A 12,842-nucleotide genomic window follows, 5' to 3' on the forward strand; every position below is an offset into this window, starting at 1 on the left:
AATGAAAACTGAAGATTCTTCTTGGTATTGCATAGTAGATGGCATAGTATATCCTCAATTTGTTACCCAAGAAAAAGTAAATACCATGCTGACTAGCTTCAAAACCAGAAATGAAGATATTTTTTTTGTTTGTTATATAAAATCTGGCACTACTTGGCTACAGCAGATTCTTTTACTTTTAAATCATCAAGGTAATCAACCTAATTTAACAATGAAAGAAGCTTTTCTCTGGCTAGAGTTTTGTTTACCTCCATGTCCAGATCCTACTAGAGAACATTCTTACGAATATTTTGAATCTCTCCCATCTCCTCGAACTTTAACTTTTCATGGCTGGCCTCATTTAATACCCACAGGACAGCCGAATACAAAATACATATTTATACTCAGAAATCCTAAAGATGTTGCTGTTTCTATGTACCATCATTTAAGAGCAAAAAAGAGTATATCTTATCAGGGAAATTGGGATGAGTTTTTTGAATTATATTTATCAGGTAAAGTTCATTATGGAAGTTGGTTTGATTTTCACTTGCATTGGGAAAAATTTTTATCATCTCGTCAACAAGTCTTATACCTTACATACGAAGAATTGCACAAAAATATCAAAACTTATCTGGTTCAATTAGCAGCTTTTTTGGAAATTAAAATTTCAGAACAAGTTATAGATAAAGTAGCAATTGGCAGTAGATTAGATGAGATGAAAAAAAATGACAAAGCTAATTGTAATTGGATGAGAATTAATCAAAATGAAGCTCCACATTTAAGAAAAGGAATAGTAGGAGACTGGCGTAATTATTTTACAGATGAACAAAATAAACGTTTCAATAACCTATATATAAAAAAAATGTCAGACTCTAAATTTAAAGATTATTGGGATGAATCTATTTTAGGAATTACCCTAGAAGATTAGTAAATAAATAGAACTAGAAAAAATATATTTAATCTGGCAGAATAAGTCAGCGATCGCTCACGACATTCAGTATCCTGAAAAATTTTGCCCTGAGTTACCCTCGCCTTTATGAAATATAGAAATAAACTTTCTATCATTCCCAAGAAACATTTTCATAAAGGTAGGCTAAATTATAGCGCTGTGCGCAGGCAACAGGCAACAGCTCCGGAAGGCAACAGGGGGGGATAAAAACCGATAATATAAGACTTCTAGCTATTGGACAGTTATTGTAATTTGTCAATATGCCAGCGCACATTGCTATACCTTCAAAATCAACAATTTTTAGTTCAAACCTAGTTTTTTCTTCTGTATAAAATTCTCAAATCCACAACCCATCTTCCCCAGTTCAAAAACATTCTACTCTCTGACGTTTTGGATTAATTAAAACATACTCTTATAGACTTCCTAAAATTTGATAATCAGCAAATTTACCACCTCTATCAAAAGCCTCTGTAGAATCAGAAATAACTTCCACAATTAAATAAATAAAACTATTTTTAGAGAGAAAATTTAATGCTTTGAATTAGTGGCTATCGCCTAATTTTATGAGTAGTTAATTAAGTTAATTAGCTTCAGGATTATCTCTGCCTAAGTTTCCGACTCTAATTCAAAATAAACATTTTCATAAAGGTCTGCTAAACTGTCTTCAAATTCAACATTTTTCAGTTGAAATAAAGATTTTTATGCCGTGTAAAAATCCCAAATCCACAACCCATTTTCTCCAGTTCAAAAACATTCTACTCTCTGGCATTTTGGATTAATTAAAACATACTATTATAGACTTTATAAAATTTGATAATCAGCAAATTTTATAAAGTCTATCAAAAGCCTTTGTAGAATCAGAAATAACTTCCACAATTAAACAAGGAAAACTTTGATAATTAGCAGTTTATTGGTCTCTTGAGTCGCAAGTAACCATCACATCAGGATAATAGAATTTATTCTTATTCTTAGTTTCAATTATAGCTTTAATATTATAAATATAAACTCGACAACCACCACCTCTAACATGACTAAGGAGTAGGGCAAATAAATTACCAGCAATAGTAATATGGGCATCACTAGCTCCAGCCATTGCATAAATTTCCCCATCAATATATTCATGTTTAATCTGACTTTTTTCTTCCATTTGAAGATATTCTTTGAGTGTAATACTAAAATTTTGGGGAGAAGCAATCATAGTTAAATTGAAAAAGCTAAACTATAACTAATTTGATCATTTATACAGTAGCATAATAGGAAAAAATGTAGTTATATCATGTCCGGTTAAACAGTGATAAATAAATAACTAGGGAGGAGTCAGGAGTCAGGAGTCAGGAGGGAAGAGGGAAGAGGGAAGAAAGAAGAACAACTGGAGTTGAAGGAGAAAGTTTTTTTATAACTAATTATCCGGACATGATATTATTTAATAGAAAATACAGAACAGGTAAATAATAAAATAAGAAAATCAAATGTATATTAACCTGAGCAGTTAAGTAGGTGTATCTAATTAAACGTTAAAAAATTGTAGGGTCGGGTTTAACCGAAAGCTTTGACTTAAGAGCGATTGAGTTCTAAAAATCTCCCTTCTAATATTGCGTTTATTTATGCTCACCTACTTATATTAATAGTAAGTAAAATTATAGCAATCCTAAATCATTTGTAAAAAATCTAGGCATTAGATAAAAAACTTTGAATCTCTGACTCATATTCTATGAAATCTCTTGTATAAGTACTTTTTTATATGGTATTTTCTACACAGCGTAAATAGAAGTGCTATATATTTGCCGACTCTACCCATAAACTTTGATAGTCGTCATAATTTATTCCTATTATTGTAGTAAAATTATCCACAGAATATCATCTATATTAATTATGAATTTGGCAACTAGAATGAATGGTTTAGGTGGCGATGCTGCCATTGAAGTTTTTACTAAAGCAAAACAGTTAGAATCTCAAGGTCGAAATATTATTCATTTAGAAATAGGTCAACCTGATTTTAAGACTCCTCAAAATATTCGCGAAGTTGCTTTTAAAGCTATGAATGATGGTTATACAACTTATACTCCAGCAGCAGGTTTATTAGAGTTACGAGAAGTAATAGCAGAACATATTTCTCAAACTAGAAATATATCAGTTAATCCTGATGAAGTAGTAGTAATGCCAGGGGCAAAACCAGTTATATTTTTCACTCTTTTAGCATTAATAAATCCTGGAGATGAAGTGATTTATCCGAACCCTGGATTTCCTGTTTATGAATCAGTCATTAATTTAGTGGGAGGTAAACCAATTCCATTACCTTTGTTGGAGGAATTAGACTTTCAATTTAGTATGGACAATTTAGCTAATTCTATTTCTGAGAAGACAAAATTACTAATTCTCAATTCTCCTCATAATCCAACTGGGAGTGTATTAACTCCCGAATATTTAGAAGCTATAGCTGAACTAGCAGTTAAACATAATTTTTATATCCTCTCTGATGAAATTTACTCCCACTTAATCTACGATTCAAAATTTACCAGTATCATCAATTTTCCTGGTATGAAAGAACGCACAATTTTATTAGATGGGCATTCAAAAACTTATGCAATGACTGGATGGCGTTTAGGTTATTCTGTTTCTCCTAAAGCAATAGCTGAAAAGTTAGACCAGTTGATGTTAAATTCTAATTCCTGTGCTTGTTCATTTACTCAAATAGCTGGTATTGAAGCGATTAAAAATTCTCAGGAGTTTGTCAAAAAAATGTTTGCAGAATTTAAAGAACGACGTGATGTGATTGTCGAAGGTTTAAATTCTATTGGAGGTATTAACTGTGGAAAACCCGCAGGTGCTTTTTATGCTTTCCCCAATGTGAAACAACTACCGATAAGTTGTGAAAGACTGGCAGATTATTTATTATCTGAAGCTGGAGTTGCTTTATTACCAGGAACTGCCTATGGAAAATTTGGAGATGGATATTTAAGATTGTCTTACGCAAATTCCATTGAGAATATTCGAGAAGGTATCAGTCAGATGAAAATAGCGATCGCCAAACTATAACCTAATAAGGAAGAAGAAAGAAAAAAGAAGGGATAAAAAGGGTTTGCTGAAAAAGTATTTTTAAGAAGTAGGGGATAAATTTTTTTGCCCTACTCTTGCCTTTTATACTAACTTTTTGAGCGTTTTCGACTCTTTACCTGGTACTTTTTTTGACTCTAAAAAGACACTTGCCTTGATCTGTAAATACTTTGATAATTAATTAGGAAGCCCTAAATATTGGTAAAAAAAAAGGGGGAAATGTATAGATATAACTATCTAAAATGAATATGAACTATAGCATAATAAGTTTTCCTTTCCTGCGGAATGTTGCGCAAACAGATAAGACCAAAACTTTTATGGTATCGATCTATAGACTTATTTACTAAATAATTAATAATTAAATGATTAAATTTTTAAATTTTTAAATAATTAAAGCCTCCCCTTTCAAGGGGGAAAAAATAATTTTTTTCCTTTTAGTCAATCCTCTTCCTAAAAGGAAGAGGTATTTATCAATTATCAATTATCCATTATCCATTAATGAACTCTTCTTAACTTTCCACAATTCCTCATCTACAACAGACTCAAATTCCCACTGTTTTGCTTTCAGCGCTTCCCCCAGTCTTTCAGAGGGTCGAAATACAAATATCTCTGACTCATTCTCAACTATTTCAAAATTTGGAGAATTATTCAATAATAATAGTCGAACGTCATCATCTAATATATAACTGAGTGAAATTAAATCTCCCGTATTTGTATAACCATCACCCACATCACTCAATAATATTGGGGAGTCGCTAGCGTTAATTTTTTTGGCAACCTCCCCATTAAAATAACTCACAGTTTTATTCCACCAAGTATCAGAAAAAGCACTGACAGTACAGGATGCAATACTAGCAGTTAACAATATTGCTAAAACTATTCGCCAGTATTTTTGTTCTCTAAATAAAGTAGAATTTTCCCTATCTAAATACCTTCCTAATAAATAAGCAACTGATAAATATATTGCCGGAAAACAGGGAATTAAATAACGGGTGATAGCAGAGCGTACTCCACCCCCGACCAAATCTGGTATTACTAATATTATAAAAGGTATAAAAATAGAAGTCAGAATAAATAATTTTGTGGAAAGACTACAAAAACGACAAACCGTATAAATTCCCCAAGCAATAAGAATTAAAAATAACAATCTGAGTAAATATGTGCCGATATTATTAAAACCAAAATCTAGGTCAATAAACATACATGAAAAACTCAAAATCCACTTTTTTACTAAAAAATCGAAGCTGACCGATGCTGTTGCCCAACTTGTTGTATCATACACTCGTTGCAGATTATTAATTACTACAACTATCCAAGGAAGATAGAGAATTATTATTCCTATTGAGGCAATGAAAAAATCTAGAGGTAACTTTTGTATGAAAAGTTGAAATCTTGATAAATTAGATTGTTTTTGAGAGGAAATTATGGCTACATAATTTGAGAAAAACCAATTGCTAATTACAAATATTCCATGGGAGATAATAGTTAAAGAAAAAAACAAATGAGTATATAAACCAAGAGCAGAAACAAAACTATATAATCCCCATTTTTTCCAACTTCGAGAATCTAAAGATCGCAATAATAAAATACTGCTACCAATAGTCAAAACAGTAACTAAACTATATTGCCTTGCCGTTTGAGCAAATAAAATTTCAACAGGCGATACAGCTAAAAATGTAGTTGCCAGGAAAGCAGTTAAATGAGAATTAAAAAGTTGCCAAGCTAGAACATATATTAATGGCAAAGATAATAAACTAATTAATGCTGGTAAACTACGAGATGCAGTGAGGGAACCACCAAATTTTTGCATCCATAACCGAGCCATAAAATAATATAAAGGTGGATGATGGGGATTTTCAATTGTTAGAGAATTGAGAGTTCCCATGAAAGTGCTTTGTGGTTTAATTTGTTGATATTTTTGTAGTTGTTTAGCTGGAATAATTTGGTTTTGAAATAATTCTCGGTCAATATCAGTCCGGTTAAAACCTGCAACTCTTAAAGAAGTATATACTTCGTCATGCCAATAGACTTTTTTATCAAGGTAGAGAAAGCGGAATCCTATTCCTAAAGTTATGGTAATAATTAGTAAAATAACGATGGGTTGGAATAGGAAATTTTTGTTAATTTTTAGAGTCATTTTTTTGATTTAATGGGATAGATAATGGATGCTTTTTCAAGCAAATATAAAAAAATATAGAGGTAAACATTCAGCTTTCAGCTATTAGCTATTAGCTATCAGCTATGAGTTATTAACTCACTCTCAGACTGTAGGATAAATTAATCTCCAAGGAGAATTAAAACTAATGAATGAAATTTAATTTTTTCAAAAGCTTAGAGCTTACAGCTAATAGCTGAATACTTACATATACGGAACAAAGAAAGATAGAATTATTGAAATATAATTAGAGCTTGTTGAATAAATCTCAAAGCATTGACAGTTTTCCTAGTATGAAATAACGCACAATTTTATTAGATGAACATTCAAAAATTTATCCTATGACTAGATGGCGTTTAGGTTATTCTGTTTTTCCCAAAGCAATAGCAGAAAAGTCGGATAAAAATGGCGATCGCTAAACTATATTTATCCTCTTTTAGTTGTAAATTTCTCTAGGGGTGAGGAAGATTTTTAACCCTAATTCGGTAACTTTAAAATCTTAAATAGATTGTATTATAGCAAAAGCTGAATTCTCCACATAAAAACAAAAATAATGGCAGACAAATCTAATTATTAAACAAAGTTATTAGTAGCAAAATAGTTGTTATTTCAAGGGTGAGTTGAGGCATGAAATATCAAAAATGATTCACAATTTTCGAGTTAATTATTGTAGTGTTGATAGTTTCTATATTAGCTGGTATTGTTGCACCAAGTTGGGTGAGTTTTCTTCAAAAGCAACGAGTCAAAATAGCAGCATATCAAGTTATGAAAATACTCTCAGAAGCACAGTCAGAAGCTAAGACGGCAAAAACTTCTATCACTGTTCAGTTTAAGACACGAGATGGTATTCCTCAGTTTTCTAAACATCATCATAATGACAAACGAAACTGGAAACCATTGCTTAATGAGTTTTATATTAAACCTAGACAAATTGATATATTTGGGCAGAAAGGTAATCTAACCATAACATATAATCATATAGGAGCAGTTTCTACACAAATTCCATACACAATAAAAATAGCTGCTCCACATCGCCACGCCACTCCTTCTTATAGAAAATACGTTGTTCTTGAGACGCTTTTAGGAAACAAAAAAATAGGCTCCAAACCTTCTCAGTGTCCAACAAGGAAAGGAGCAACTCCAACAAAGGGAAAACCTGTTTATTTTTGATTTAGTGGATTCAAAAAAACAACAATATTAAAGTTAAAACTGAGCAACTTTCATTGCTTTCTGTTTCGGTTTTCTTTCAAAGATAAATCTTGGCTTCAAAAATACTCGCAATAATAACCATAAAGACTCTAACTCACCTGGTGCTTTTAGTCGCTGCCATTGCCCAGGGCGACAAAATAATAATTCTATTAATTTTCGTTTTTCAGATAAATTTACTTCCTCAAACCTTACTTTTATACAAGGAAAATTTTCACTCATTTCTATATTTTTTATATTACCTTGTAAATAAATTTCTTCTGGAACAATTTTCAACTTTAGTGGCAAATCTTCTACCAATAAACCATCAGGAATTTTCTGATTAATCTCTATCTCAGCACCCACTTCTGATATTTGTTTAGTAGTACCCCAGAATATCCGATCGCCAATTTTTAATTTCACTACCCTTCGCAAATTAAACCATTCATATATGTCTTGCTTCGGTACATCTATTAATGCTAATAATGCTACCGAAATCATCAATATATTATACACACTCCAAAATAATCCTAAATTAAAACTTTCTATCTGTTCGCTCACCTCCAAACTTGGATTGATATAATTATTGTACAAATTAAAAAATAAACCTACACTGTTCAGAATTAAAAATATTACCAAAGGCAAAGCCAAATTCTTATTAAAATAGTAGCGATCGCTTTTAATTCCTTTTGGTGTAACTTTAAATCCTTTGGAGAACGGACTTAGTAAAGTTTGAATTATTGTTATTGCTTTAGGTAAAGCTAAAATAGTTTCATATAAACCTGATAAAAGTAATGGTTTGGAATGATAATTTAGCCAAGAAAATACTATGAAATTTGCCAAATAATAAGGCAAAAAGAAATATAAGTATTCAGGAGCATAAGCTTTAATTGGAATCACATCAAAAAAAATATAAGCTATTGGCATGAAGAAAAAACCGACATAACTAATGCTAGTAAACCAACTAAAAAATGTTTGTAAAAAAGATAATCTTTGACCAATACTTAACCCAGGAACTGTCAAAGGATTAGAATTAATAAAAAATCCTTGTAAAGTTCCCCTTGCCCATCTTAATCTTTGAGTAGCAAAAGAAGAAATGTTTTCTGCAGCTAAACCAGCACTTAATTTTTCCTCTAAATAAACTGATTTATAACCTTGAGCTAATAAAAGAATTCCTGTAAAACAATCTTCAGAAATTGATTCTGTCACAAATCCTCCTACTAACTCTAGAGCTTTTCGTCTGACTAAAAAAGAAGTTCCTGCACACAAAACTCCATTTACACTATCTTTCAGCACTTCAATTTGTCGAAAAAATGCTTCTTCTTCTGGATTTAAGATATTTTCTAAGCCTAAATTTCTAGTTATGGGGTCGATATTATAAAAAGTTTGAGGAGTTTGTAATAAGGCAAGTTCTTCATTTTGGAAAAACCCTAAAGTCCGAGTTAAAAAGTTTTTTGTAGGAATAAAGTCAGCATCAAAAATAACAATTATCTCACCATTTGTTTTGCTAATACCGTGGTTAAGATTTCCAGCTTTGGCATGATAATTTTCATACATAGCCATATATTCACAGCCTAAATTTTCGGCTAAATTCTTGACATTTTGTCGATTAGTATCATCTAGTAAATAAACTTTTTTATTTTCATATTCTAGAGCTTGGCAACCAATAACAGTTCGTTCTAAAATAAATTCTGCTTCATTATGAGTAGGAATCAAAATGTCTACTGATGGTGCAAAAGTTTTATCTAAAATTTCCTGAGAAAAATAATCTGCTTCTTTGTGACGATTTTTTACTTTAAACATCAACAATAAACCTAGAACACCGTCAGTTATTGCCACAATTTCTAGACCTAATAACGCAAGACTAAATATACCGTTCATCGGGTTATTTAGATTCAAAGTAGAGAGCGATCGCCAGGATAAATAACGAATAGTTAAACCCAATAAAATTCCCACTACCAAAACTCGCGACCAATTTTTCGGAGTAGGGCAAATTTTCATAATTCCTTGAGCTATTAAAAATAGTAAAATTGTCGGCAAAACTAAATATTTGCTATTATCTGTTGGTACTTCTACCCACATGGGTGGATTTTCTTGAAAGTAATGAATTTGAGTAAAAAATATGTCTATTTGAGCAATTCCAGCAAACCAAGCCACTATAATAGTTGTTAATAGTGTTATTACTCCTATTACCAAGAGTCTTGCCAAACGTAATTTAACAAAAATCAGACTATTTATACGATTCCCTATAAATTTCTTGGCAATATTTAAAGTTGTCACCATAAATCACCTATTTTAACTTAAACTTAATCAAGATAATATAAAGAATATTATCTTCTTAAACTTAGTTTAATGATAATTGATCCTGAGATTTTCCTGAGAATTGGTGACTTTGTAAACAATTAAAAAACTTCATCTTCACCCTAAACTTAGGGCAGACAATATTCTTCCTGACTCAATTTCCTCTAGGCTCAAAATTAAGCAAAATTTACATGAAATGACAACCAACTATAGCAATATTATTTAAGTTGTGAGATATTAGATACTTTTAGGGAACACTTAACTGCGAACAGGGAACAGAGAAAAACAAAAAAATGAATAAATATGAATATGATAACTGCTATATTCTCTACTTTTAAAGAACACCTCAATTCTCACGTCTGATTCCTGATTCCTATAATTATTCTAATCAAACTAGATAGTAATTCATTCAATACAGAATTGGGTTGTCTATTTAGTTGATTTTTAATAGACAACCCAATTACTAATTATTATCCCCAAATTTTATAACTCATCATTTAATTCCAAGCATTCTTGCCTAATTTTCCTCAAGAATTCTTGCTGAAGCACTACAAAACTGTTAAAACCTACCAAAATCCATTGAATAATTGTTTCATAGTTAGCAGGAGAATACCTAATCACTAAATTGATTGCTTCTAATGCTTTTTGGAAATGTTTCTGTTCTACCCCAGAATTAGAGTAAGAACCATGTATAACAATCCAAGACCATCCTCCAATCTGATGTCCTTCAAAGTTGACTTTTCCATTACCACCCTTGAGATATTTACCAAAACCTATTTCTTTATTTTCGTGTCTAACAATTCTATCAGAAGAAGTAATTTTGCGATTACTGTATAACTGGATTTGATATTACTACTCCCTTTTAGGGAGAGGATTGACTAAAAGGAAAAAAATTTCTTTTTTCCTCTGGAAAGGGGAGATTTTTAACCAAGGTATTTAATTAATAATTAATTATTTGGTAAGTCCTGATTGAATTTATAAATCAGCTCTAAACTCTGCCAAAACTTCTATCAGCTCACTTTGACAGGGCATTGGCAACAAGTTAATCAGAGAAACTTCTTGTCTACCCGCACCTAACTTAACAGGAATATTTTGCAGTATTTCCACAACTTTACCTTCAGAAGGTACTTCCTCAATCAGAATAGGATAAAACTTTTCTGCCAAAGTTAAATGTAGTTTTGCATCAGATAAATAGAGATGCCAACCAGCAATATCAATATAAACTTTATCCCCTATTTCTGCTGCTAAACTTTCAATTATTTGTGTTGTACTACCATTACTCATAACAACAATAAAACCTAATTTTTTTACCTACAGAATCACTAAAATTCTTTTATACAGAATCCTCAGTAGTAGATGAATAATCTGCCAGTGCGAAAATATAAATCCCGTGAACTAACAATAATGATACCCAAACACCTGTTACCCAGATAGCCCAAGGCCAAGTCGCTGCTGTGAGATTACGGAAAAACCACATACCAGAATTACTAGCAGCAAAAATAGCTACATGAATAGCAAAATTCATTCGGTCGTCTAACTTTCGGAATTCTGGGTCATTACGGTCAGGTTTACGAGGCCAACGAGGAGGCATAATACTTTATAAATTTATTTAATTACAGTTCAGTTTCTTTAATTATTCTAAAGGTAAGCTAGCAATTTGGAGATTATTTGCTAAAGAATATTGACTACTCCCCTGGCTCTTGCCGAGGGGATTCTAAGCAGATACCACGCAACAGGATAAATCCTTGTTGCTGCGTTTCTTCTTAGCTGAAATACACTCTCTGGGGACAATTTCCGCGGTGCCCCTACACAGTCGGCTTAAGTCTAAACTTAGCTTTCTGCTTACTTTTCTGATGATATTTGCAGCTTCATTATAGTCTGCATTAACACACCAATTATTACCTGTTCTATACAAACCACGCTTTGTTCTTTTTCCTGATGGTTTCCAATCATCGGGTTTCTCACCATAATTAGGTAGATAGTCACCATCTAAAAATGAAGCAATATTTGTATAACTCTCTTGGTGTTTCTATAAATATTATTCCATATTCATCACACACTGAGCTATTCTTTCTTTCAGTCTAGCAGTAGGAATTGGTACAAATTCTGAATTATTTTTTTTCCTAATTCTATTTCATTTTTTTGACCTTTATTCCAACCAAAAACAATAGTACCAATATGATTTTTTAAACAATGATTAATTACTATTCTGGCTGCTTTATTTATACCCAAATCGAATTTGGCGGTTACGCTTTTCTGTAATGGTAGCTAGTTTATTTGACCAAAATTCCAAAGGTTGATTTTCTTTGATAGTTGATACTTGTTTGTTATACCAACGATTCACTGCTGAGTGGTAATGATTTTGAGATTAACTTTGGGCGCAAAACATCAGTTTTTCAATTTTACCTTCAGCTCATAGACATCTCCAAGAATCAAAAATCAATATCTATATCCCAAAGAAATGATCAATTCTTTACCCCTACAGCAAAGCTGCCTACTCCCTACTCCCTATGGGTGGAGTAGATGTCTAATTAGGGCTTGCTGATTAAATATCAAAGCATTGACTGATATTGGTTTGCTGCCTTTTTTTGTCTTGAAAAAGTGCAAGCTTTTCGGTCTAAAAAGCTCATGCATGCTAGTATTTTGGGATGATTATGGCAGAAAAATAAAGGGACAATTTTTACTACTACCTCCTCGCTCATCCCCATTTCTCCTGTCTCCTGTATCCTGTCTCCTGTCTCCTGTCTCCTACCCCCACCAACAGACTTTATATGGAAAGCCTAACATTCCCATAGGAAAAAACGGAGTGACTCTACCTTCTCCGGGTTTCCTAGCCATACCCAATTGACCAAGAGAAAAGAAAATGCAGAATTTTTTTGCCTCCTTATTGCAGGAGGTACCGATAACTGAAGTCCGCAGTTCCGACCTTATAAGGCTAACTGAATTGACCCAACTATTGGCGTAGCCTTTCCGGAGAAAACGGATATCTGATAATTACGCACTCGATGCATGACTTCTAACTCAATTGATAATCCCCAGACTTACCCCCACTCTTACTCAACAGACGAATCAACTCAATAGAAATAGACTTTTCGTTAAACTAAGCCAGTTTGTTACCAAACCGACTCGTCTTCAGAACCGTGCGTGAGACTTTCACCTCACACGGCTCCTCTCTTAAACGTCCCTTGTCATGGGTACATCCCTACCTTAATATCAACA

The 12,842-nt window shown here is 32.3% G+C and carries 10 protein-coding genes; 3 read left to right on the forward strand and 7 right to left on the reverse strand.

Annotation, left to right across the window (positions count from 1 at the left end; translation table 11 throughout):
- The first annotated feature begins 1 nt into the window (after nt 1).
- On the forward strand, nt 2-907 hold the full coding sequence (locus F6K18_RS26440) for a sulfotransferase domain-containing protein (protein WP_287525256.1): 906 nt from the start codon (nt 2-4) through the stop codon (nt 905-907).
- Between the two features lie 928 nt (nt 908-1,835).
- Here F6K18_RS26440 and F6K18_RS36885 read toward each other — a convergent pair.
- A complete protein-coding gene (locus F6K18_RS36885; protein WP_353735179.1) occupies nt 1,836-2,126 on the reverse strand; it encodes a Uma2 family endonuclease in 291 nt (96 codons plus the stop codon).
- Nucleotides 2,127-2,800: 674 nt separating this feature from the next.
- On the opposite strand from F6K18_RS36885, the gene F6K18_RS26455 reads away from it, so the two are divergent.
- Nucleotides 2,801-3,964 (forward strand): pyridoxal phosphate-dependent aminotransferase, encoded by a 1,164-nt coding sequence (locus F6K18_RS26455; RefSeq protein ID WP_287525257.1) that lies wholly within the window; start codon nt 2,801-2,803, stop codon nt 3,962-3,964.
- 499 nt (nt 3,965-4,463) lie between these two features.
- On the opposite strand, the gene F6K18_RS26460 is transcribed toward F6K18_RS26455, so the two are convergent.
- Nucleotides 4,464-6,119, reverse strand: a complete 1,656-nt coding sequence (locus tag F6K18_RS26460) for a glycosyltransferase family 39 protein (RefSeq protein WP_287525258.1) — start codon at nt 6,117-6,119, stop codon at nt 4,464-4,466.
- A gap of 693 nt (nt 6,120-6,812) precedes the next feature.
- On the opposite strand from F6K18_RS26460, the gene F6K18_RS26465 reads away from it, so the two are divergent.
- Nucleotides 6,813-7,307: a type II secretion system protein gene (locus tag F6K18_RS26465; protein WP_287525259.1), complete on the forward strand. Its 495-nt coding sequence runs from the start codon at nt 6,813-6,815 to the stop codon at nt 7,305-7,307.
- Nucleotides 7,308-7,340: 33 nt separating this feature from the next.
- On the opposite strand, the gene F6K18_RS26470 is transcribed toward F6K18_RS26465, so the two are convergent.
- From F6K18_RS26470 to F6K18_RS26490, 5 genes are all read right to left on the reverse strand, one after another.
- Complete coding sequence (locus tag F6K18_RS26470; RefSeq protein ID WP_287525260.1) at nt 7,341-9,605, reverse strand: glycosyltransferase; 2,265 nt, start codon at nt 9,603-9,605, stop codon at nt 7,341-7,343.
- Nucleotides 9,606-10,106: 501 nt separating this feature from the next.
- On the reverse strand, nt 10,107-10,244 hold the full coding sequence (locus F6K18_RS26475; RefSeq protein WP_287525261.1) for a hypothetical protein: 138 nt from the start codon (nt 10,242-10,244) through the stop codon (nt 10,107-10,109).
- A gap of 354 nt (nt 10,245-10,598) precedes the next feature.
- Nucleotides 10,599-10,907 carry a DUF3181 family protein gene (locus F6K18_RS26480; protein WP_124145455.1) on the reverse strand — a complete coding sequence of 103 codons (309 nt, stop codon included), beginning with the start codon at nt 10,905-10,907 and terminating at the stop codon, nt 10,599-10,601.
- Nucleotides 10,908-10,956: 49 nt separating this feature from the next.
- Nucleotides 10,957-11,214 carry a 2TM domain-containing protein gene (locus tag F6K18_RS26485; protein ID WP_124145454.1) on the reverse strand — a complete coding sequence of 86 codons (258 nt, stop codon included), beginning with the start codon at nt 11,212-11,214 and terminating at the stop codon, nt 10,957-10,959.
- 627 nt (nt 11,215-11,841) lie between these two features.
- Complete coding sequence (locus F6K18_RS26490; RefSeq protein WP_287525262.1) at nt 11,842-11,967, reverse strand: hypothetical protein; 126 nt, start codon at nt 11,965-11,967, stop codon at nt 11,842-11,844.
- Between the last annotated feature and the right edge of the window lie 875 nt (nt 11,968-12,842).

The organism is Okeania sp. SIO2C2, assembly GCF_010692625.1.
Lineage (GTDB): Bacteria > Cyanobacteriota > Cyanobacteriia > Cyanobacteriales > Microcoleaceae > Okeania > Okeania hirsuta.